Below are 23,377 nucleotides of genomic sequence, written 5' to 3'. Positions count from 1 at the left end.
AATGAAGAAAATCATAATTTCGACTTTATTAGCATTACTTTTTTGGGCGTGTAAGGAAAAAACAAAATTCAGTTATAGCGTTACAGTTAGCGCTCCTGAAGAGTACCCAGTAGAAGTACATGAAGGTTGGTTAATGGATGATCAGAAAAAATTCATCTGCGCGATGCCGAAAGCAGGTGCGGAAGGTGGAGGATGGGAGTATGACGGTAGCAAAGCCGGACAGGGTGGCAGCAGAATCCCTTATCATTTGAACCTGACTTATGTAGCCTACGCCGAAAAAAAGTTTTACACGGTAGATGCTGATCTTCCTACAGATAAAATTTTGGAGGAATTTAACAAAGGTTTTGATGTCGAAGCAGATCACAAAGTAGATGGAGAATACCCATTGGTACATGACACTTACAATACATTTACGATTGGCGCAGCTCCCGGCGGCGTTATTGTAATTTGGCTCTCCGCGGGACATCATCGCGTAGAAATATGCAGACTGCAGGCTAAAGAGGTTTTTGTGGATGTAAATGACTTTTATCAAAATGCTGATGATGAAAATCAGCAGCAATTTTTTGATTCTTGGTTTAAAATTGCTGTTCCTGAAGCAACACAGGAAGAAATTAAAGAACAGGGTATTCCTTTTGGTTTATGGGACAACTATCGGGAAAGATTTAAGTATCGATTTGTATTGCAGCCCTATGATGACAAGGATAAGTTTACCTTTCAATCAGTTGGTTATTTTAATGGAGAAGCCAATCTATTTTATTTACCGAATCTAAACAAGAATGACTATACATTAGTCGGAATACCAAACATTGCAAAATTATCTTTTACTCAGTACAATACCGATATAGAATTTAACGATCAAGAAATGCTCTCCGTATTTAAAGAATTACAAAGTAAGCATCCCAATAAACCAATGGATATTCTGGTAGTCCCCACTTTTATGTACAAAGATTTTAAACTCTCTGTAAAATGTGAAGATGAAATAATACCACTAACCAAATACAAAGTAAAGGGTGTCTGGGGTGGATAGTAAATTAAATGAATGAAGAAAATTATAATTTCGACTTTATTAACAATACTTTTTTGGGCGTGTAGCAATAAAACAAAATACAGTTACAGCGTAACTGTAACCGCTCCAAAAGAATACCCAGTAGAAGTACATGAAGGTTGGTTAATGGATGATCAGAAAAAATTTATCTGCGCGATGCCGAAAGCAGGAGTAGCTAATACTGGATGGTTATATGATGGCAAACAAGCCGGACAGGGTGGCAGCAAAATCCCTTATCATTTGAACCTGACGTATGTAGCCTATGCCGAAAAAAAGTTTTACACGGTAGATGCTGATCTGCCAGTGGATAAGATTTTGGAGGAATTTAACAAAGGTTTTGATGTACAGGGAAGAAAAAAAGTTGATGGGGAAAATCCAGTGGTACATGATACCTATGATACGTTGGCGCTGCTCCCGGTGGTGTGATTGTAATTTGGCTCTCCGGAAATCATAATCGGGTAGAAATATGCAGACTGCAGGCTAAAGAGGTTTTTGTTGATAGAAATGATTTTTATGATAATGCGCATGAGCGTACTCAAGAAGGTTTCTTTGATAAAATGTTTGAGATTCAGCTGCCGGATGCAGCGCAGGAAGAGATCAAGGAAAAAGGTATTCCTTTCGGTTTATGGGACAACTATCGGGAAAGGTTTAAATACCGTTTTGTACTCCAACCCTACGATGACAAAGATGTTATCCTAACCAATGATATTAGATTTTATAATGGCGAACAGCGGTTTTATTTGCGACCAAATGAGCTTGCAAAAGGCGAATATCACCTAGCAGCAATACCTTTTAGTACTTATCCGATGTTCACAAAATATAACACAGAGATTCTTTTTGATGACAAAGAAATGCTCTCCGTATTTAAAGAATTACAAAGTAAACATCCCAATAAACCAATGGATATCATTATTATTCCAACTTTTATGTATACTGATTTTAAACTCTCTGTGAAATGCGAAGACGAGATAATTCCACTAACAAAATATAAAGTAAGAGGCGTTTGGGGTGGGTAGAAAAAATAAATGAATGAAGAAAATCATAATTTCGACTTTATTAGCATTACTTTTTTGGGCGTGTAAGGAAAAAACAAAATTCAGTTATAGCGTTACAGTTAGCGCTCCTGAAGAGTACCCAGTAGAAGTACATGAAGGTTGGTTAATGGATGATCAGAAAAAATTTATCTGCTCTATGCCAAAAGCAGGTAATGAAGGTGGGGGATGGGAGTATGACGGTAGCAAAGCCGGACAGGGTGGCAGCAGAATCCCTTATCATTTGAACCTGACTTATGTAGCCTATGCCGAAAAAAAGTTTTACACGGTAGATGCTGATCTGCCAGTGGATAAGATTTTGGAGGAATTTAACAAAGGTTTTGATGTACAGGGAAGAAAAAAGGTTGATGGGGAAAATCCGCTAGTACATGATACTTATAATACTTTCACTATTGGTGCCGCTCCCGGTGGTGTGGTTGTAATTTGGCTCTCCGGAAATCATAATCGGGTAGAAATATGCAGACTGCAGGCTAAAGAGGTTTTTGTGGATGTAAATGATTTCTATCAAAATGCCGATGAGGAAAATCAGCAGCAATTTTTTGATTCTTGGTTCAAAATTGCTGTTCCTGAGAAAGCACAAGAAGAGATTAGGGAGAAAGGAATTCCTTTTGGTTTATGGGACAACTATCGGGAAAGGTTTAAATACCGTTTTGTACTGCAACCCTATGATGAAAAAGATGTTATCCTTACCAATGACATTAGATACTATAATGGAGAACATCGGTTTTATTTACGACCAAATGAGCTTGCAAAAGGTGAATATGAATTAGCGGCAATACCTTTTAGTATTTATCCGATGTTCACGAAATATAACACAAAAATTCTTTTTGATGACAAAGAAATGCTTTCCGTATTTAAAAAATTACAAAGTAAGCATCCTAATAAACCTATGTATATCACTATAATTCCTACTTTTATGTACAAAGATTTTAAACTCTCTGTGAAATGTGAAGATGAAATAATACCACTAACCAAATACAAAGTTAAAGGAGTCTGGGGTGGGTAGAAAATTGAAAATTTTATATCTAAATTAGACGATCATTCTCATTAAGTGGCATTTTACTTAATTGTTATATTTTATACCAGTTTTTAATTACTGAATAAATCCTCAAATTGGCGATGCGGTTGCAATTTACACGTTATGCACTATGATCGCCTTTGAATTTATAATGGTTCACTCCGGCGTTTTCATGGCGTTTTTCAAAAGAAGTATTTCTATTATTTTTTCATAATCGTTTACGGAATATTCGCGTGGCAGTTTAACGAACTTGTTTCTGACGATCAAAATTTACAGACGTAAAAAACCCCGAATTTTTCGATCCGGGGTTTTGTGTTTATCATTGTGGTATGACATTCCAAGTGAGTTCTTGAGAAGCTTCATCCCAACCCACTTGAATAATTTCACCAGCTTTTACTTCTTCCCGTACAATCTTTTTAGAGATCGGTCGGGCAAGTCTGGAGCGTATAACTCCAGAGATCTGCCGTGCACCATATTTGCTGCTAAATCCATTGACTGCCAGATTATGAACAGCCTCATCGCTGATCTCCAATTCCATTCCTAATCTCGTAAGAGAGGCGATCAGTGATTTTAACTGAATTTTGAAGATACGCTCGGCAATACTTTCGGTGATGGGTGCAAATGGAATAATTTCCGTGATCCGGGCCAAAAATTCCGGTCGGAATTTTCCTGAGTTAGACATGATCTGCATGAGATTTTTAGAATCCGGAATTTGATTCTCTTCAAATTTTTTCACAATTTCTTCACTTCCGATGTTAGAGGTAAATAATATTAATGCATTACTAAAGTCACCTTCTTTTCCTAATTTGTCATGTACTTTCCCTTCGTCCATGATCTGAAGGAAGACATCAAATACAGATGGATGAGCTTTTTCAATTTCATCAAATAAAACCACCGTGTAAGGTTGCTGACGGATTTTATTCACCAGCATTCCACCTTCTTCATAACCAACATATCCTGGAGGCGCACCATAAAGCAATGCAGCAGAATGTTCTTCTTTAAATTCCGACATATCAAAGCGAACCATGGCTTTTTCATCATTAAAAAGTAATTCCGCCATCGATTTTGCAAGTTCTGTTTTTCCTGTTCCGGTTGGTCCCAGAAGGAAGAACGATCCAATGGGTTGCCCTGGTTTGTTCAGGCCACTTCGGCTTTCTACGATGGCATCTGATAAAACTTTCAAAGCATGATCTTGTCCAACTACTCTCTTTAAAAGTAGAGATTCCATATTGATCAGCTTTTCTTTTTCCTGCGCCTGAATTTTACCAATTGGAATTCCTGTTTTTGCTGCCATCACAGCTGCAAGTTCCAATTTATCTACTTTTTCTCTTTTTACAGAAGCGTGCGTTAAGAGTTCAGCATAAGTGTCTTCAATAATTTTTTTAATTTGATCAACATTCATAGAGTTGTCTATCTCCGGCTGATCGGACAAAGAGCCCCACAAAATAGGGCTTAATCGATCCTGTAATAATCTAAAATGCCAAATCAATTCTTCCACCAAATCCGATTCTTCAGCATACTCTTCTTTTAACAGAGTTTCATATTCCTCATTCCATTTAGCAAGTTCACCCTCAGAAAGCTCATCGAGCATCTTAATTGCTGCCATTGTTCTGTCTAGCAAATCAATTGCAGCATCCGGAAGTTTTTTACCTTTGGCATATCTTTTAGAAAGGCGTACGCATTCAGGTAAGGCCGCACGGTCAACTTCAACTTTGTGGTGCATTTTGTAGCCATCCAGAAGGACTTCAATCATTTTTACACACGTTGCGTCATCTGGTTCCTCAATATTTAAGACTTCAAAACGTCTGTTGAACGCTTTTTCAGGTTCTATTATTTTTCTGTATTCCTCTTGGGTTGTTGCTCCTATAACGGTAATTTCGCCTCTGGCTAGTTCTGGTTTCAGTAAATTTGCTACATTCCCCGCACTTCCTTTTGGGTCTAAAAGTGCGTGAATTTCATCAATGAATAAAACTGCTTTTTCAATTTGTTTACATTCATTAATAACTTTTTTCAGACGATCTTCAATTTCACCTTTGTAAGATGTTCCAGCCAATAATGCGCCAGTGTCTAATTCTAAAAGTGTAGCATTCTTCAATAATTCCGGAACATTTCCTCTGTTAATTTCTTCTGCAAAACCTTCAATCATAGCCGTTTTTCCCACTCCTGGTTCACCTACAATAATTGCATTAGGTTTCGACCTTCGGCACAGTACTTCAATTAACATCCTAAGCTCTTTATCTCTTCCTATGATATGATCTAACTTCCCTTGTTTTGCCTGAGCTGTTTTATCGATGCAATAGCTGCTAATTGCTGGGTAGGAACCATTTTCCTTGAACGGAGAGTCAAATATGGCATCTACTTTATCACCAATATTTTTTTCCTCGCCTCGGAAATAATTTAATATTTCATGGTCTCTAAGAGGAAGTGATTTGAGTTCCTGCGCATCATAAACAACATGAGGTTTTGCGATACTGGCCAAAATACAAATTGGAGTGATCTCGTCTAACCCCAATCTAACACTCATTTCATCTGCTTCCTGCAGGATGTTTTTAATGTCATTTGCCTGAGCAACCTCCTCTGGAAGATGTGCGGTCTTCGGATATTCTTCAATTCTTACATCAGCCCACTCGTAAAAATAGCTGGGATCTTTCTCCATGTTTTGTAAAATATCACGCAGACCAATGTCCTGATGCATTAAAGCTTGTAAAAGATGGGGTGCTCCAAAAGTGGCGTTGTAGTTTTCTTTTGCGATAGATTGTGCAATGTGAAAAAGTTCCTTTACCGTTTCATTCGATATTAATACACTCATTATTCTTTCTTTATTTGTGTTAAGATGTTCTTCAAATATAAAGTTTTTATTTGAAAATAGTTCAAGAAAGTGGGGTATATTTCCCCTTGGCTTAATTTTATTCTAGTCATCTTTAAAAATGCAGCAAACAGTGTCTGTTTTACTTTAGTTACTATGATGACAACCGAATTGGAAGGGAGGAAGTCGCCAAGTATTCGCTCAGATCTTTACCAGTCGGAAATTCTGTCGATTTGTAAAATCACCTCATCGGATGATTAGTTTCTATTTTTTAATCTGTGAAATAAATTGGTGTTTTATTGATTTTTTTTCTGAACTAAAATCATAATCTCTACATTTGTAGCCATGCAGTCGGAAAGAATAATTTTAGGGATAGATCCCGGAACCGCGATTATGGGTTTCGGTTTGATCAGTGTGAAAGGCAGTAAAATGGAAATGATTTTTATGCATGAACTCATTCTCACTAAATATCCAAATCATGAGACGAAGCTCAAGTATATTTTTGAAAAGACTTTAGCTTTAATTGATGAATATCACCCTGATGAGGTGGCTCTGGAAGCACCTTTTTTTGGTAAAAACGTACAGTCGATGCTCAAACTGGGTCGTGCTCAAGGGGTAGCTATGGCGGCTTCGCTCTATCGTGATGTTCCAATAACAGAATATTCGCCCAAGAAGATTAAAATGGCAATTACTGGAAATGGTAATGCCAGTAAAGAACAGGTAGCAGGCATGCTGAAAAATCTGCTGAATTTAAAAGAGTTTCCAACTAAATATTTAGATGCATCCGATGGTTTAGCGGTGGCAGTTTGCCATTATTTTAACTCCAGTTCGGTATCTACAGAAAAATCTTATACTGGATGGGATAGTTTTCTAAAACAAAATCCTGAGCGTTTAAAGTAAGATTATCTTTTTTCATACGTCTTTTCGATAAGCGTGTCTTTTCCAAGATAAAAATCTCTGGTAGTGATAGTCATCGTTTTAGATGATACCATTTTAAGGGAAGCGGTGTACATTACATCATCAATAAAATAGATGAAATCTCCATTTTTCAATGTAAAATTTCCGGCGGTAGTCGAAATAAGCTCAGAGCAATCCTTTCCGTTTGCGGTAACTCGCGATTGTTTCAGTTGTTCATGTTCTTGGTAAAATTTCCAATAGGATTGCAATTGACATTTAGTGTCTGTTTCTTTTTTTCTGCCGGTATTCGTTAGAACATAGGTTCCGGTTAAATACCATTTACCAATCAAGGATTTCGAATCTGTATTGGTAATCGTTGTGAGCTCTTCTATGTGTTTAGCAATCTGTTCCTGTTTCTGAGAATTGCATTGTAGAAAAAATGAACTTAGAAGGGATAATAATATAACTTTCTTCATGTTGCTTAGTTTTAAAAAAAACAGAGCCATATTTTCATACGACTCTGTTTTCAATTATTTAATTCATAAACTTTTTAGACTTGTTGTCGTACTTAACGATATACATTCCTTTGGTGAGTTGTGTTTTTAAGATAATTTCCTTTTTTGACTTTCCTTTCTGAATAATCTTACCAGTCATATCGTAGATTTCATAGTCTCCAAATTCTTTATTATTAGTCGTTACTAACTGGATTTTATTTTCATTTTTAATAAAGATAATAGACTCAGAGTTATCAATATTATTATCGGAGGTAGAGAGAGGGTTTATGATTCTTACTGAATAATCTTCTGCTTGGCCGTACTGTAAAGTGCCGCATGAAGCAGTATTTGCATAATCTACAATAACACGCATTCTCAGATAAGTTCCTTTTACGGCATTAGCAGGTGGTGTGAAGTTAATTACGTAAGGAGAACTAGTTATGGGAACTCTAGCAGCTGATCCCCCAATTAATTCAGATGTTTCAAAAACGCCGTTGTCATTATAATCAATCCAAGCTTTTACAAACTGTGGGTTAGTGCCGAACTCAACAGAGAGGTTACTTGAACTATTATCAGGAATATCAGTATAAACAGAGGTAGAGAAACAATTGTACAAACTGTAATCTACATAATAAAGTCCAGTGTCCTTATAAAGTGGTTCGGAGGAGTTTACAATATTGCCAAGAGTAACTTTGCGCGGTCCCATTCCATAATCAGCAAGGTTCGTAACTCCAGGTGGAGTACAAGAACTTCTGAGTGCTGCCGGTATTGCCGGTCCTGAACTAAGATCAGTACCACCCAAAGATCTGGTCAGATTACCTCGGTATTGCATGAATATTGCAAGCGCTCTGTCACGTTGACCCGCTGTAAATTTTCGTGGACTATTAGTATAGTTCATAACATTATATTGTACGCCTGCATAGTTTGTGCCGGTACAAGGATTTGTGGCCGAATTAGTTGGTGTTGGGTAAACGCGTAGTAAACTGGCACCAGCTTCTGTATCACAAACCATATCATTATCGGAAGCGCAATTATTATTAACTGGGCAATCTGATGCCAAAGGTGGGTTGTTAGTTGGCGAAGCATTAGCACCTTCAAAAGTGTGCTTTAAGCCCATTCCATGTCCAAATTCATGAGCAAGAGTGGAGTCGTGTACGTTGGTAACTACCTTTACTTTCATGAAACTCTCATAGTAAGCATCTGGATTGGTAGGGTAACCACACCAACCCATAAGCCCATAAGTTGATTTATCACCGTCAAAACCAAGGATCACATAAATATTGAAGTAAGATTGTTCCGGCCAGTGAGGAGCCAAAGATCTAATTTGTTCGGTACTTGCTCCATTAGTGTTGGAGCTGTTGACTCCATTTTGATCATAACCAGCGATTGTGCTTCCGTCATATCTAACAATTCCTGATGTTGAAGCACAAGATGGAGATCTTTTAGCTAAGACCAATTTAATAGGAATCACATTTCCATCCAGGCTTCCAGAACCTTCTGGTGCATAGCCATTACCGTAAGTGGCTGCATACATTTTGTTGCAATTTTCAATCCAGGTTTTAATTTGTTCATCAGTCAGGGAAAGACTGCTGTTACTGGGATCACTTGAGGTTATTACATGGATTACTACAGGTATTTCATAAATTGTCCCTGTATATTGACCTGCTTTTGAGGTTGCTCCAATCTTATTTAAATATGATTTAACGTTTGTATTGAGCAATTTTGCATCAGCTGCTTCTCTGTCTTTTTTAAGTTGAGGAAATTGCTTTTCTAAGTTATTTTGAACTTGATCAAAACCACAGGTCTGAGCAAAAATTGTAAACGCCAGAAGAAGCGTCAAAAGAGTAAAATGTTTTTTCATTAGAGATATTTAAGTGATCATTTATTAGTACGCGAATTTACGATTCTTTTGTTAATTTATATTAAATGCTGGTTTTTATTTAGAATTCCATTTTGCCTCTTGAAAATACCTAATTTTAAAAGTTAAAGTTTGTTATTATCTGTAACGAAAAAATATTTTTTAGCACAAATTAGTTAAAGCAAGATTATAATAATGAAAACGCCACAAATAAATCCGCTAAACCACGTTAATCATTCGATGAACTGGTTTCAACAATTTCTAATGATTTGTTCCGGAGGGAATATTCATATTCTAAGAAAAACACCGAGTGAGTGGAATAAATTCGCAGGGATTGGAGGTATTGTTTTGTTCACCGCCGTTTTTGCGACCCTTTCTGCAGGTTATGCGATGTTTACGGTTTTTGACAATCTTTGGATCTCTGTAACTTTTGCATTGGTATGGGGATTAATGATTTTCAATCTTGACCGGTATATTGTATCGTCAATTAAGAAAACTGGAACATGGTGGAATCAGATTTTAATGACCATTCCACGGTTGATTTTAGCTGCTTTTCTAGGAATTATAATTTCCAAACCGTTAGAATTAAAGATTTTCGAAAAGGAAGTAAATAAACAACTGAACACGATTATTCAGCGAAATAAAACCCAGTTGCAAACGGAAATGAATGGTAGGATCTTGCAGCAGACCGGACCTTTTGATACTGAGAAAAAAGAAATCCAAAGTAAAATAGCAGAGTATCAAAAGTCTTATGATTCGGCTGCCGTGGAATTAGAAAAAGAAATTTTAGGAAAGCAAAGTGGTTTGACCAGTGGAAAAGTAGGATTCGGAACAAACGCGAAAAGGAAAGTAGAATTGAAGGAGCAACGCCGTCAGGATTTAGAAAGTTATCAGAAACAGATTGCTCCAAGAATAGAATATTTGGATAAAGAAGTGTCTAAAGTATACACCAATATAGAAAAAGAAAGAGGTAAAACAGAAACCTTCGAAGATCAATTCAATGGATTTGCCGCAAGATTACAGGCATTAGATGAGCTTGGAAAAAATTCTGCGATTATTGGAGTTGCAGCTGCTTTTATCATGGGGCTTTTCATCGCGCTGGAAATTGCTCCGGTTTTGGTTAAATTAATATCGGGCGTAGGACCTTATGATTACCTTTTAGAAAAAACCGAAAATGATTTTAAACTCTATTCAAAAGAAAAAATAGAAAAAGGGAATGCATTGACGGATTGGCGAATAGATGATTTTAAAGATAATTTAGGCAAATAAAAAATAGATAAAAAAACCTGCAAAATTTCTTTCGCAGGCCTGGATGGTTGAGTTAGTGTTATTTTAATTCAGACCATTTACTGTATTGGCAACTTTTTCAGAATTTACGGTTCCTTCTGCTTGGTCTACCATTTCTCCATTTTTATTAAAGACGCTAATGATATTGGAGTGTGAGAAAACGATTGGCGAAATTTTCTTGTACTTCACTGCCAGAACATTGGCCAGTTCACGTACCGACTCTTTATCACTTCTGAGGAAAAGCCAAGGCTCGCCGTCCATTTTCTGCTGTTGGCCATATTCCTTTAAAACTTCAGGAGTATCGTTTTCCGGATCAATGGAAACCAATACCATTGTGGTTTCTTTTAATTTCTTTGGATCAATCTTGGAAGCGATCTTTCGCATATCGGCCACCAAAAGTGGACATGCCGTTTTACAACTTGTAAAGATCATCACCATTACCAGATTTTTTCCTTGTAAATCTTTTAACTGTAATTCTTTACCATCCTGGTTTTGCCATTTAGAATCTAATAGAAATATAGATGCAGCAGGATTTTCTTTTTTTGCAGTTTGTGTTTTCTCCGTTTTTGAACAGGAAATAAAGAAGACTGCTGAAAATACTAGAAGAATTAAATTTTTCATTTTGTACTATTTGTGGTGTCTTTTGCGCATCGAAAACCTAAATTTCCAACGGTGTAACTTGCCTTTAAACTGGATCGAAACGCGTATCTCATGAAAGAAGCATAATTTAGAACATCTGTGGTACTGGTAGCTGCAGATGCGCAAAAAAGTCCTTTGTCATCAAATTCTGCAGTGCGGGAATCACTGGTCGTCATAATGGAGTTGAAATCGTCGGTCCATTCCCAAACAAGATCAAACATATTATAAACTCCCCAATAATTTGGTGCAGAGCTCTTCACTTTATTTTTTTGTCTGTCCTTTTCATTATAAAGATTAATGAGGTGGGCAGAATAAGTAGGTTTGTCTCTTGCGTTTGCAGATTCTTCGTCTGCCATCGCAACGTATTCCCATTCGTCCAATGTTGGAAGCCTTTTTCCGGCAGCTTTGGCATAGGCTTTCGCCGCAAACCATGACACAAAAGTTACTGCAGCTTCGGGATCAGCATTCTTTGGAAGGGTTTCGTCATCCTGCCAATCTTGCAAATAAGTATCATCTGCAAATAATGCTTTGATCTTACTACGTTTCCACTTAGGGTTTTTCTTAACAAAGTCAAGAAATTCTGCGTTTGTTACAGGTCTTTCATCAAGCAGGAAATCTTTTACTTCAACTAAACTACTGTCTGTTCCATAAAAAGGTTGGTATTCACCACCATTAATCAAAACCATTTTGACATCAGGCGTAATGGCAACTTCTTTATCAAGCGTGTCAGAAGATACTTTTGCTGAGGTAAGGGTATTTGCTTTTTCACAAGAAGCCATTAGAAAAAAGAAACCACCAGCGTACATTAATATTTTGAAAATTTTATACATGGCGGTTTCTTCTTTATAATTTGTTTGAAATGTGATTATTGTACTTTATTGTAAATTTTTGGATTTTTTTCTCCGGTCACTTTAAGCATACCAATAGCACCTTTGTTAAATGCTCTGAAGATAGAGTGGTCTACGATAATATAATTACCAGGCTCTTCCACTTTAAATTCTACGATTGCCGCTCCACCAGCTGGAATTACTGTAGTTTGTACGTTTTCATTGATTTTGCTTCCACCTTCTACATAAACTCTGTCGAAGATCTCTCCAATTACGTGGAAAGAAGACACCAAGTTTGGTCCACCATTTCCTACGAAGAATCGAACTGTTTCACCAACTTTAGCTTCTAGAGCATTGGCGCCCATTAGTGCATTTTTTTTACCGTTGAATACTACGTAAGTTGGTCTTTCATCTACCCCTTTATCTTGGTCAAATTCCTGAAGTCCTTTCTCATCGGTTTTTCCTTTGGTGTAGAATTCACCTTGCATCACATAATACTCACGATCTACTTTTGGCAATCCACCTGCAGGTTCTACTAAGATCAAACCATACATTCCGTTCGCAATGTGTAAAGGAACTGGAGCTGCAGCACAATGATAGACATATAATCCAGGATTAAGCGCTTTGAAATTGAAGATCGCTTCTTTTCCTGGTGCTACGTTGGTTGCTTCTGCGCCTCCACCTGGGCCATTCACTGCATGAAGGTCAATGTTATGCGGCATAACACTATCGCTTCTGTTGGTTACGTGAAGTTCTACCTCGTCACCAACTCTAATTCTGATAAAAGTTCCTGGTACGGTACTGTTGAAAGTCCAGAATTTATAAGTTACACCGTCTGCTAATTCACCAACTTCTTCAGTCGCTTCTAAACGGACCACTACTTTTTTAGCTGCTCTGTCTCCGATTGGAGCCGGGAGCATTGGTGGATTTACAATACTTTGATTAATTGCGTCACCACTTACAGCGATGTCCATTGTGTTTTCAGATTTTGCTGAAGAGTTTTCTGAAGGGTTTTGTTTACAAGCCTGCAATGTTAAGAGGGCTAATGTAAAACAAGTTACGATTCTTTTCATGAGATAATATTTTAACTGTTTTTTAATAGGACAAATTTATCCGATTTAAATCGGATTCTAAAATTTTCAAGTATGAGTTTTATCAGTGGTGATTTCCATCATTCGTTTCTCATGTTATTGTGAGTGTATGCGCTTTTAATCTGCACTTTTTTGCTAAGAATTATCTGGTAAACTAAGGAATTTATTAGACAAATAAAAATTAGTTGGTAGAAAGCTTTAAGATAAGAGGCTCAATAATATTTTTCTGAGAATAATAATTGGCTCCGCAGATATTAGATTTCAAGGTATAAGTGCCTTTTTTAATGATAAATTGGTTTTTGGAGTTACGCGGAATAGGTAAGTTATAAATTTCATTACTGCGAATTCCTACAATTCTAATGATTATATCACAGTTTGAAGTATTATCGATTACTGCAGCGGTATTTAGTTCATTAGGATCAGGATCATTAAGCAAGTGGGTGAGGACTTCTGCATTCACATGTTTTTTATTAATTTTATCCTTTTCCATTAAGACTGCAAACTCATTTATTTCGCTCTTTACAGTAGGAGTTTTCTGTGGATAGCTGTTGCCGGAACGGTAGACCGTGTTGCCTGAAGGTAAAATATTACAACTCACCAGCAGTGTAAAACAGAAGAGCAGATAAATTTTTTGCATTGTAAATTTAATTGGAAAGTAAATATAATGATAATTTGAAACTTTAATAAAAAATGCTACAGAATTACCTTTGGCACTTTAATGAATAAGTGTTTTTTTATAACGTATAATTCGGCGCTTCCTGCGTAATGATTACATCATGTGGGTGAGATTCTTTTAAGCCATTTCCAGTAATCCTAACCATTTTACCATCTCTTTGTAGGGTTTCAATATCTTTCGTTCCACAATAGCCCATTCCGGCTCTTAATCCACCGGTTAATTGAAAGATGACATCTTCCAGTTTACCTTTATGTGGAACTCTTCCTTCAATTCCTTCCGGAACAAATTTTTTCGCTTCACTTTGGAAGTATCTCTCTTTTCCACCTCTTCTCATTGCAGAAAGTGAACCCATTCCTTGGTAAGATTTGAATGTTCTTCCCTGGAAAATAATCTCTTCACCCGGAGCTTCATCAGATCCTGCGAGTAAAGAACCAAGCATCACAGCACTTGCTCCAGAAGCCAGAGCTTTTACAATATCACCCGAAAGTTTAATTCCACCATCCGCAATTACTGCAACGTTTTTGGTTTTAGCATATTCAAATACATTATAAATCGCAGAAAGTTGGGGGACACCAACTCCTGCAACAACTCTTGTAGTACAGATAGAACCTGGCCCAACGCCAACTTTTAAAATATTAGCACCAGCTTCAATTAAATCTTTAGCGGATTCTGCGGTAACGATATTTCCACCTACAATATCTAGATCTGGAAAGTTTTTTCGGATTTCTTTAACTTTATCTAAAACTCCTTTGGAATGTCCGTGTGCAGAATCTACCGCAATAATGTCCACCCCAGCTTTTACCAATGCTGTTACGCGGTCAATGGTATCTTCACCAATTCCAACTCCCGCACCAACCATCAGTCTGCCACTTGAATCTTTATTAGCATTCGGATATTCCATTTGATTATCAATATCTTTAATGGTAATAAGTCCTACTAATTTAAAGTTTTTATCCACGATCGGAAGTTTTTCCACGCGGTTTTTCAACAGGATTTGCTTTGCTTCTTCCAGGTTAGTTGCTTTGTCAGAAGTGATCAAATGATCTTTTGTCATCAACTGCTCAACTTTTGCCTCTAAGTTTTCCTGATATTTTACATCTCGATTCGTAATGATTCCAATTAAAGTGTTGTCTTCATCAACAACGGGTAAACCAGAAATTTTATAGTGAGCCATCAAATCTCTGGCTTCTTTTAAAGTATGATCTTTGGTAAGGGTAACAGGATCTGTAATCATTCCGTTTTCCGAACGTTTTACGCGATACACTTCTGCCGCTTGTTCTTCGATCGTCATGTTTTTATGAATAAAACCTAAGCCACCGACGCGTGCCAGTGCAATTGACATTTCTGCTTCTGTAACCGTATCCATAGCTGCGGAAACGATAGGAACATTAAGTGTGATTTTATCGGAAAGTCTTGATTTGAGGGAAACCTGATTAGGTAAAACTTCTGAGTAAGAAGGGATAAGAAGTACGTCATCGAAAGTGATGGCAGTTTCTACGATTTTGTTGTGGATAGACATCTTTACTTTCTGTGCAAAATTAAGTTATTTTTATTTAAAATGAAAATATTGAAGCTTTTTATGAATTAAATTAATGTTAAAAGTTGTTCTCGACTAAAAATAATTGACTCTTAGCATCCGAAAATTATTACCTTTGCTGCGTGAAAATCGTTGCATTAGTCTTATCGCTATTTTTTGCAATACTCATTACAGTTTCTTGTAATGACGGGATTTCTCCATTTTCAAACGTATCTTCAACTTCTATTAAAAAAAGTGAGGTCTTTTCTCATCCTTCAGATTTGGATGCATGTTCCGTTTTTTGCCCTTGCGCCTGCTGTGGCATAGTGATGGTGTTCGAAAAGATTAATTTACAAATCAAAGACAGTACAGAAATAAATCACAATTCAAAAATTGTTGATTTTCAGCTGTTTACTATTTCAAAGATCCCTTTCGGAATTTGGCAACCGCCTAAATTGTGTTGAAATTTAAAGAAATTATTTACTTAAGTTTTAATTCAATTATTTTTAATGAAAAAGATATTTTTAACTATAGCAGTTTTGCTGTACGCTTTATCGTTTGCGCAAAATGATACTATAAAGACGCCCACTGAGCGTGAAGATGACATTGAAGAAGTCATTATTAATTCTACGCGAACTAGTCGGACAATCGCAAATACTCCAACCAGAGTAGAAACTATAGAATTGGAAGAGATCGATGAAAAGTCTAATATGCGGCCTTCCAATGTTGCTATGATTTTACATGAAAGTACAGGAATTGCAGTACAGCAAACGTCTGCAACTTCAGCTAATTCCAGCATTAGAATTCAAGGGTTAGATGGCCGATATACGCAGATTTTAAAAGATGGGTTTCCAAGTTTTGGAAATTTTGCAAACGGATTAAGTATTCTGGAAATCCCGCCCCTGGATTTAAAACAGGTGGAAATTATTAAAGGTCCATCTTCCACTTTATTCGGAGCTGGAGCAATTGCCGGGGTGATCAATTTTATATCGAGAACACCTCGGGAAAAACAGGATCTGAATATTCTCACCAATTATGCAAATACCGGACTTTTGAATTTTGGTGTGTACGCTTCAAAGAAAACGAACAATTTCGGTTATACTTTTATGGCCACTTACAACAATCAGAAAGCGTTCGACGTGGATGGTAATGACTTTTCGGAACTGCCACAGTCTAAAGATTTTACCATTCACCCAAAATTATTCTTTTATCTTGGCGGAGATGCGAAGATGATCCTGGGCAATGCTTTTACCAAAGGAAACCGCTTGGGAGGAGATATGCAATATATCGGTGGCGGCCGAAGTGCGAATCACCCTTATTTCGAAGAAAATAATACCATAAGAAATACAACTACGCTTGAATTTGAAAAGAAATTCACCGACAATTCTTCTTTAAATTTTAAGAGTGCTTATTCTATTTTTGATCGTAAAATAAAAATTCCAGGTTATAATTTTAAGGGAGAGAATCAAAATTTCTATTCAGATCTCTCCTGGAATCAATCATTTCCCAATCAGACATTAATTTTAGGAGGAAATTATATTGCAGATGAGTTTAGACAAAGTTCTGCGAATCCCTTTGATCTTAATTTACAGACAGAAACTTCAGGGGTTTACGCACAACATACATGGGATATTGCTGATTTTTTAAAGGTTGAAAATGGAATTAGGACAGATTTTGTTAATTACAATAATGCTTTGTACGATAAAGGAGAAATTTTTTTCTTACCGAAGACATCGTTCTTATTTTTAATCTCACCTCAATTAACAAGTAGAGTTGGAGGAGGTTTTGGTTATAAAACACCAACTTCTTTTACAGAGCAAACAGATACTTTCAGCTATCAAAATCTGCGCGCATTACAGAATGTTACTTCCGAAAAAAGTTTGGGTGCCACCGCTGACCTTAATTTTAAAACAAGATTAGGTGATGATTTTAATTTGAGTTTAAATCAAATGTTCTTTTATACAAAACTCACCAATTCAATTATTTTGAATGAGAATATTGATTCAACTTTTAATCTTATGAATACCAGTTTTCCTGTTTTCAGCAAAGGTTTTGAAACCAATTTGAAATTTATTTATAAAGATTTTATTAAATTATTTGCAGGATATACCTTTACCGATACCAAAGCAGATTATCTCCCAGACAATCAAATGTTGCCATTGGTGCCGAAAAGTAAAGTGAATCTTGCCTTAATTGCAGAGAAAGAAGGAAATTATAAAGCCGGTTTCGAAGCGTATTATACGGATAAACAGATTTTATACAATCGCCAAAATACAAACCCTTATTGGGAACTTGGTTTTATGGTAGAGAAATTTTTTGGAAGGTTTTCTATATTCCTGAACCTCGAAAACTTTACGGATACCAAACAAATTAATTATAAACCTGTTGTTTCCGGAACTCATCAAAATCCGCAATTTGACGAAATCTGGACGCACGTAGAAGGACGCACTATCAATAGTGGTATCAAATTTAAATTATAATAAAATCCAAATAAAACAAGTGCTGAAGATTGCTTCAGCACTTGTTTTATATCACTTAGAGATAACTTTACCCACGTCTTTCTTCTCTGAATAATTGATTATTCTAGATATATCATCCGGCGTGAATTTCCCGGATACATCAACGAAAACAAGTTCGTTACCAGATGCAACTGTAATTAACAGGTTTCTAATCACGTCACCTTTCTGCTTTGCCTGAAAGTTGATCGTTTCTGTTTCCTTCTTTACGGTCATCCATTCTTCAAAATTATTTTTAGTCAAATATTTTGCAAAACCTGCAATCATTTCTTTATTGCCATTTTCTATAGTCATTACCTTTACATCAGAAATTTTTTTGATGAGGTTAATGAGCTCTTCACTCTCGCCATCATCACGCAATGCTTTCTTTACAAATGGTTTTGCCAGAAATATGGGTACATTCACGCTGGTAAATTGTGCACCTTTATAATCATAATAAGGGTTATCAAAGAATCCTATACTGGGTTTTTTTGAAACAATACATGATTGCAGCGACAGGAATATAATCAAAAAAGCGGATAAAAAATGTATTTTTTTCATGAGATTAATTTATAGGTTCAATACTGCCTCCACTTGAAGTTTTACTATTTGTTTTGGTCATTGTAGCGTTTGTTTGGTAACGAATAGAGGATCCCGAAGAAGCTTGCGCATTTAGAATTTTGGTGGCATTTACTCGTATGCTCGCTCCTGAAGATGCTTGTGCGTCTGCTACTTTATTGACAAGGTTTTTGGCATTAACAGAGGCCGCGCTTGATACATTAAGATTTGCTTTTTCTGCATTGCCCGTAAGTGTGGAAGTTGAACCGCTGCTTCCCTGAAATCTTAGCTGGTTCGTTTGAATATCAACTCTCATTGATGATCCAGAGCTAACATTAAATCCGGCTTCATCCGTGATGTTTAATTGAGCATTCAAGTCGCCACCAGAAGAAATATCAGCTTTAAAATCATTTTCATTGATGGTATTTAAAGTGGAAAACAGAGATCCGGAAGTTACTCTTACAGTACTTAATTGAGGAGCTTCGATCGTAACCAAAAGCTTTTTAAAATTTAGCTTTTTATTATTGTTATTTTTCACACCGATCACTAAAACTCCATTTTGAACCTCAGTCGATACATATTCTTGAAGATTAGGATTTGTTTCCACGATGACAGACTGATTAGGACCTTGAGTAAAGTTAACTTTAATTCCACTTGAAACTGATACCCCGCTAAATTTCCCCACATTTCGAACTTGTATGGTTCCGGTAGAAGTAATATTTTCAGTAGTCACCGAACTTCTAGTCGTAGATTTTTCTGCTTCATTTATGAGATTGTTTACATCGTCCATCGTTATTTTTCCGTCGAGCATCATTAACACAGTGTTCCCATCTGCATTGATATTTAATAAGAGATTGTCTAAAACCCCATTCACCGTATCGGATGCCAAGAATTTTATTTTATTATCCTTACTGTGAACGGTTATTAATTCCTCATATTTCATACTTTTTAAAGAAGTGTTAATGTCTCCCTGTAATTTTTGAAACTGACTTGTTTGAGCCGAACTGCTTGGTTTTTCTACAATTAAGATCTTTAGTCCATTGATTTTGTTCAGTAACGGTTTAATTTGAGAAAGTTCATCATCTGCAATGTTCAATTTATTCAACATGCTGAACATTGGTTTTGCAATCTTGATAGAAGTAACTCCATCTGCTTCCTGATATTTTTCAAAAAGTTGATCAAGCTTATCTTTTTGCGCATTTACTTGATAGAAATGTGAAAAAATAAGGGCGAGTATTAGAAGTAATTTTTGCATGATATTTAATTTAGTAATCATTGTTAAAGTTGTTGAGGACATCTGTTTGAGCCATCGTTTTAGAAACATTTTCAGATAATATTCGGAAGGAATACTTCGTCAAGTCAATCGCTTCCTGCTCGTTTTCAATTTTCTGACCATTAATTATTACGTAATTAGATTCGTAGTCAGAATGATCTAATTGGACTTTCTTATTTGCTTTTCTCGATGTTTCATTATTTGCATATCGCTGACGGCTATTTTTGTTTAGACGGCCCCTTTTTGGCAAAATTTGATCCATGATATCGTTTTCTTTCTGTTCTACCGTAGCCGTAGAGTCAGAAATTGTCTTTTTAGGTTCTACTTTTAGCGTATCAGAAGCCTGATTGATTGCCAGATTTGATTCCTGCTGGAAAGTATCTTTTGCTTTCACAATTTCATTTTGTACCAGTAATTCTTTTTCAGAAGCCGAGCGTCCATTTCCATATTCAAAGAACAGCCCTACTGAAATAAGTAAAACTATACTTGCCGCCATCCAAAATGTTTTGGGGATAGAGCCGCCTTTCGTTTTATTAACTAAAGGAATTGTTTTTTCTTCCTGCTTTGTTTTCTCCAGGAAATCTTCGAAATCCCAGTCCATTTTCTCTTTTTTGAGTTCTTGGGTGATTTTCTTGTATTTATCTTGAACTTTATCTTTTTCCATGGTAATAATTGTTATAAACTTTCAATCATTCTATTTTCAAAATCCATGAGTTTCAGGATTTGTTCTTTCACTTTTTGTCTGGCCCGCATCAGATTTACTCTTACTGCATTTTGCTCCATTTCCAGAATTTCAGAAATTTCTGAGACATCAAAATCTTCTACGTCTTTCAAATGAATTACTGCTTTCTGCTTTTCCGGCAGTTCGTTGATAAATCCGATAATCTGATCTTTCATATTATTCGATTCCACTTCATGAATTTCACTTCTATGCTTTTGAAAATCTGCAAAACCTAATTTTACATCTTCATGCTTTAATCTGTTCAAACATTCATTTTTCACCGACTTCATCGCATAGGATTTTATGTTTCCAAAATTCCCCAGCTCTTCTTTTTTCTGCCAAAACTTCATCATTAAATCCTGTACAACATCTTCGGCTTCATCGCTGCTGATCACAAATCTTTTCGCAAAACGATACATCTCATCCTTGAGACAGAATACCGTATTTTTAAAGATTTCGTGGGTCATTGTTTTGTTTCTATAAGTAAGACAACTAATTTCGGGATTATATTACATCAAAATAAAAAAAACTTCAAAATAGTTTTTGAAGTTTAGTTTTAGAGCAATTTTTCGAGTGATAATTTTTATTTGGGCAGCTTAATCCGCCTTCCACTCCCGCTTTTTTTGCGCCACTTCGTTTTGCAAAAAAGAGCTCCGTTCAAGTCGGGCTGCAAAGTATTTTACAAATCGGTCACCTTCTTCTCAATTTTATAAACTGTTCCCCGAAAAGTGGCCACCAGAACTTTATGCTGATTCGTAATTGAGATATCATAAACCCCAGTTTTTCTGGTATCAGAAATCAGAATACTTTCCGCCGTTAAAGTATCTCCCAATTTCACGGCTTTTGTAAAGTTCATTGAACAATGCAAAGCAACAGACGCTTCATTGGTGTTGTTACTCGAAAAAGCCAAAGCCGAATCGGCGAGTGAAAACGTAACGCCACCATGAACCGTTCTCAATCCATTGATCATTTCCTGTTTAATCGGCATTTCGATCAGGCAATATTTCTCCCGAACTTCGATGAGTTTGATACCCAGCCGTTGCGAGAAGTGATCCTGATTGAGTAGGTATTGAGCGAGTTCGTGTGGAGTCATAAAATTAATTTGAAAATGTGTTAATTTGAAAATGTAAAAAACGGGTTCTATTTCAAGTTACGGGCTTTGATTTCTTTATTTAAAGTGTTGACTTGAAAAAGTAAGGGCAAGGTAATCACCGGCAACATGAAAACCGGAATAAATGTAGCAATCGATATTGTGCTGAATTCTTTTTTGAAAAAGATGTATAAAAGCAAAACAATAAGTAAAACACAGACGATATACATTCCTATTAAAACTCCTTTTAATAAATCTCTTCTTTTAATTAATTTCTCGTCTGATAATTCAGAAAGTTCGTTTTTTTTTATCCATGTGATTAGCAAGTTCTAATGGCGTTATAATTAATTTTTTCTGTGGAAATCTGTGGAATCTGTGCGATAATTTAGTGCTCACAAATTGCACAGATTTTCACGGATGTTAGTTTATTATAGGGTTGTTATATTGTTAAATTGATACAATGTTACATTAAAAATATTGTTACATTTTACGCAGCAAAGGGCTTTGTCTGTATCTTTCCTCCTGATATTCGTCGTACAGTTTTTGTAAAGTTTCTGAGACTTTTTCAAAACCAATATCAAATCCCCATTGCAATAAACCTTTCGGATAATTTACGCCTTTTTGCATGGCCAATTCTATGGCTTCATCATTGGCAATTCCAAGTCGTTTTGCTTCCACGGCTTCATTGATCAACATCGATAAAATCCGCATGAAAATTTCCTGATACAGTTCGTCGTCTTTTTCTGGAGCTGGTTTTTGAGCGTTTTCTGAATAGTCATAAAATCCCTTTCCGGTTTTCCTACCATGTAATTTGGCCTCGCTCATTCTTTGTTGAAGCAAACTCGGTTTGTATTTCGGATCGTAGAAATAATCGGCATAAACGGTTTTTGTGACAGAGAAATTGACATCAATTCCAATAAGATCCATCAATTCAAATGGCCCCATTTTGAAATTTCCCAAAGTGCGCATCGCATCATCAATTTGTTCAGGCGTTGCGATATTTTCTTCAGCAATTCTTAAGGCTTCACCATAAAACGGACGCGCAATTCGATTCACAATAAATCCCGGAACATCTTTCGCAATCACAGGAGTCTTTCCCCAACTTTCCATTAAAGCAGTAATTTCGTGCGCTAAAGTTTTCTCCGTCAATAATCCAGGAATCACTTCTACCAAAGGCATTAAAGGAGCCGGATTGAAAAAGTGAATTCCAATAAAACGTTTTGGATTTTTTAATTCTGAAGATAGGGAAGTGATTGAAATAGAAGACGTATTGCTCGAAATAATACATTTGTCAGAAACAATTTCTTCCAGTTGTTGAAAAACTTTAGTCTTAATTTCTTTATTTTCGATAATGGCTTCGATGACCAGATCGCAATCTTTAAAATCTATAAGTTCCGTGCAGAATTTTATTCGGTTATAAATGTTTTCACTTTCTTCGAAATCGATTTTATTTTTTTCGACTAATCTAGCCAATACTTTTTGCAGTCCTTCCAGAGATTTTTCGGTTTGAGCGCTATTAGCATCGTATAAAAAAACCTCACAACCAGAAGTTGCAGCAACTTGCGCAATTCCAATTCCCATCGTTCCGGACCCGATAATTCCTATATTCATAATTTTAATTTGAAAATTTGATAATGTGCTAATTTGATAATTAGGATTTAGAAGTTGAAATAATCTTTGAGAGGATTAGTTGAATTGCTTTTAAATCATAAAACATTTCTTCATCAGGAGAAGTTAAAACCTTAGAATGCTTACAGAGAAGTAACCAATATTCTACTTCATCAGCTTCTTTTGCCGAGATTTTCATCTTATGAATAAAATCTGCTTTACTCTCTGCGTTCTGACTTTCTCTCACATTTGCACCAATAGAAGTACCTGATTTAAGAATTTGACTTGCTAATGAGAATCTCTTTTGGTGAACGAATATTTCTGAGAATTCGATAATCTTAAGGGCAAAATCAAAAGTTTTATTAACGATTATATTTTCTTTATCATTTCTCATCATCGTCAAATTTTAGAATTATCTCATTTTCA

General features: G+C 36.1%; 23 protein-coding genes. 8 read left to right on the top strand and 15 right to left on the bottom strand.

Annotated elements, in window-relative coordinates; genetic code table 11:
* Position 1: 1 nt before the first annotated feature.
* Genes FNJ88_RS03895 through FNJ88_RS03880 form a run of 4 tightly spaced genes read left to right on the top strand, consistent with a single transcriptional unit; the run spans position 2 to position 3,103 of the window.
* Complete coding sequence (locus FNJ88_RS03895; RefSeq protein WP_143851837.1) at positions 2 to 1,027, top strand: DUF2931 family protein; 1,026 nt, start codon at positions 2 to 4, stop codon at positions 1,025 to 1,027.
* A gap of 12 nt (positions 1,028 to 1,039) precedes the next feature.
* Positions 1,040 to 1,471: a DUF2931 family protein gene (locus FNJ88_RS14490; protein WP_143851836.1), complete on the top strand. Its 432-nt coding sequence runs from the start codon at positions 1,040 to 1,042 to the stop codon at positions 1,469 to 1,471.
* Complete coding sequence (locus tag FNJ88_RS14485; RefSeq protein WP_143851835.1) at positions 1,468 to 2,061, top strand: DUF2931 family protein; 594 nt, start codon at positions 1,468 to 1,470, stop codon at positions 2,059 to 2,061. Before FNJ88_RS14490 ends, FNJ88_RS14485 begins: the two co-directional genes overlap by 4 nt.
* 13 nt (positions 2,062 to 2,074) lie before the next feature.
* Positions 2,075 to 3,103, top strand: coding sequence for a DUF2931 family protein (locus FNJ88_RS03880; RefSeq protein WP_143851834.1), 1,029 nt, complete (start codon positions 2,075 to 2,077; stop codon positions 3,101 to 3,103).
* Positions 3,104 to 3,434: 331 nt separating this feature from the next.
* Here the strand turns inward: FNJ88_RS03880 and FNJ88_RS03875 are convergent, their stop codons facing one another.
* On the bottom strand, positions 3,435 to 5,924 hold the full coding sequence (locus FNJ88_RS03875) for an ATP-dependent Clp protease ATP-binding subunit (RefSeq protein WP_143851833.1): 2,490 nt from the start codon (positions 5,922 to 5,924) through the stop codon (positions 3,435 to 3,437).
* 342 nt (positions 5,925 to 6,266) lie between these two features.
* Here FNJ88_RS03875 and ruvC point away from each other — a divergent pair, with 342 nt between their 5' ends.
* A complete protein-coding gene (gene ruvC, locus FNJ88_RS03870) occupies positions 6,267 to 6,821 on the top strand; it encodes a crossover junction endodeoxyribonuclease RuvC (RefSeq protein ID WP_143851832.1) in 555 nt (184 codons plus the stop codon).
* 2 nt (positions 6,822 to 6,823) lie between these two features.
* Here ruvC and FNJ88_RS03865 read toward each other — a convergent pair whose 3' ends face one another.
* The gene (locus tag FNJ88_RS03865; RefSeq protein ID WP_143851831.1) at positions 6,824 to 7,294 is read right to left on the bottom strand and encodes a hypothetical protein; all 471 of its coding nucleotides are present in this window, start codon (positions 7,292 to 7,294) and stop codon (positions 6,824 to 6,826) included.
* Between the two features lie 58 nt (positions 7,295 to 7,352).
* The gene (locus FNJ88_RS03860; protein ID WP_143851830.1) at positions 7,353 to 9,173 is read right to left on the bottom strand and encodes a GEVED domain-containing protein; all 1,821 of its coding nucleotides are present in this window, start codon (positions 9,171 to 9,173) and stop codon (positions 7,353 to 7,355) included.
* A 192-nt stretch (positions 9,174 to 9,365) separates the two neighbouring features.
* Here FNJ88_RS03860 and FNJ88_RS03855 point away from each other — a divergent pair, with 192 nt between their 5' ends.
* Positions 9,366 to 10,439 (top strand): DUF4407 domain-containing protein, encoded by a 1,074-nt coding sequence (locus FNJ88_RS03855; protein WP_143851829.1) that lies wholly within the window; start codon positions 9,366 to 9,368, stop codon positions 10,437 to 10,439.
* 63 nt (positions 10,440 to 10,502) lie between these two features.
* Here FNJ88_RS03855 and FNJ88_RS03850 read toward each other — a convergent pair whose 3' ends face one another.
* The 5 genes from FNJ88_RS03850 to guaB form a co-directional block, all read right to left on the bottom strand.
* On the bottom strand, positions 10,503 to 11,078 hold the full coding sequence (locus tag FNJ88_RS03850; RefSeq protein ID WP_143851828.1) for an SCO family protein: 576 nt from the start codon (positions 11,076 to 11,078) through the stop codon (positions 10,503 to 10,505).
* On the bottom strand, positions 11,075 to 11,926 hold the full coding sequence (locus FNJ88_RS03845) for a formylglycine-generating enzyme family protein (protein WP_143851827.1): 852 nt from the start codon (positions 11,924 to 11,926) through the stop codon (positions 11,075 to 11,077). Before FNJ88_RS03845 ends, FNJ88_RS03850 begins: the two co-directional genes overlap by 4 nt.
* Positions 11,927 to 11,961: 35 nt before the next feature.
* Positions 11,962 to 12,996 (bottom strand): copper-containing nitrite reductase, encoded by a 1,035-nt coding sequence (gene nirK / locus FNJ88_RS03840; protein ID WP_143851826.1) that lies wholly within the window; start codon positions 12,994 to 12,996, stop codon positions 11,962 to 11,964.
* Between the two features lie 199 nt (positions 12,997 to 13,195).
* Positions 13,196 to 13,651, bottom strand: coding sequence for a DUF6759 domain-containing protein (locus tag FNJ88_RS03835; protein ID WP_143851825.1), 456 nt, complete (start codon positions 13,649 to 13,651; stop codon positions 13,196 to 13,198).
* Positions 13,652 to 13,748: 97 nt separating this feature from the next.
* The gene (gene guaB, locus FNJ88_RS03830; protein ID WP_143851824.1) at positions 13,749 to 15,209 is read right to left on the bottom strand and encodes an IMP dehydrogenase; all 1,461 of its coding nucleotides are present in this window, start codon (positions 15,207 to 15,209) and stop codon (positions 13,749 to 13,751) included.
* Between the two features lie 140 nt (positions 15,210 to 15,349).
* On the opposite strand from guaB, the gene FNJ88_RS14595 reads away from it, so the two are divergent.
* Positions 15,350 to 15,670 carry a DUF6660 family protein gene (locus tag FNJ88_RS14595; RefSeq protein ID WP_410495154.1) on the top strand — a complete coding sequence of 107 codons (321 nt, stop codon included), beginning with the start codon at positions 15,350 to 15,352 and terminating at the stop codon, positions 15,668 to 15,670.
* Positions 15,671 to 15,715: 45 nt separating this feature from the next.
* A complete protein-coding gene (locus FNJ88_RS03825; protein WP_143851823.1) occupies positions 15,716 to 17,686 on the top strand; it encodes a TonB-dependent receptor plug domain-containing protein in 1,971 nt (656 codons plus the stop codon).
* Positions 17,687 to 17,737: 51 nt separating this feature from the next.
* Here the strand turns inward: FNJ88_RS03825 and FNJ88_RS03820 are convergent, their stop codons facing one another.
* From FNJ88_RS03820 to FNJ88_RS03790, 7 genes are all read right to left on the bottom strand, one after another.
* On the bottom strand, positions 17,738 to 18,262 hold the full coding sequence (locus FNJ88_RS03820) for a DUF4252 domain-containing protein (RefSeq protein WP_143851822.1): 525 nt from the start codon (positions 18,260 to 18,262) through the stop codon (positions 17,738 to 17,740).
* 4 nt (positions 18,263 to 18,266) lie between these two features.
* The gene (locus FNJ88_RS03815) at positions 18,267 to 19,514 is read right to left on the bottom strand and encodes a DUF4252 domain-containing protein (RefSeq protein WP_185145855.1); all 1,248 of its coding nucleotides are present in this window, start codon (positions 19,512 to 19,514) and stop codon (positions 18,267 to 18,269) included.
* A 10-nt stretch (positions 19,515 to 19,524) separates the two neighbouring features.
* Positions 19,525 to 20,196: a hypothetical protein gene (locus FNJ88_RS03810; RefSeq protein ID WP_143851820.1), complete on the bottom strand. Its 672-nt coding sequence runs from the start codon at positions 20,194 to 20,196 to the stop codon at positions 19,525 to 19,527.
* Positions 20,197 to 20,207: 11 nt separating this feature from the next.
* A complete protein-coding gene (locus FNJ88_RS03805) occupies positions 20,208 to 20,720 on the bottom strand; it encodes an RNA polymerase sigma factor (protein WP_143851819.1) in 513 nt (170 codons plus the stop codon).
* A gap of 212 nt (positions 20,721 to 20,932) precedes the next feature.
* Complete coding sequence (locus FNJ88_RS03800) at positions 20,933 to 21,346, bottom strand: PaaI family thioesterase (protein ID WP_143851818.1); 414 nt, start codon at positions 21,344 to 21,346, stop codon at positions 20,933 to 20,935.
* A gap of 477 nt (positions 21,347 to 21,823) precedes the next feature.
* Positions 21,824 to 22,954: a 3-hydroxyacyl-CoA dehydrogenase NAD-binding domain-containing protein gene (locus FNJ88_RS03795; protein WP_143851817.1), complete on the bottom strand. Its 1,131-nt coding sequence runs from the start codon at positions 22,952 to 22,954 to the stop codon at positions 21,824 to 21,826.
* A 40-nt stretch (positions 22,955 to 22,994) separates the two neighbouring features.
* The gene (locus FNJ88_RS03790; RefSeq protein ID WP_143853868.1) at positions 22,995 to 23,345 is read right to left on the bottom strand and encodes a four helix bundle protein; all 351 of its coding nucleotides are present in this window, start codon (positions 23,343 to 23,345) and stop codon (positions 22,995 to 22,997) included.
* Between the last annotated feature and the right edge of the window lie 32 nt (positions 23,346 to 23,377).

This window comes from Chryseobacterium sp. SNU WT5, assembly GCF_007362475.1.
GTDB lineage: Bacteria > Bacteroidota > Bacteroidia > Flavobacteriales > Weeksellaceae > Kaistella.
Note: the sequence above shows the minus strand (reverse complement) of the source record. Positions and strands in the feature narration are given on the sequence as shown.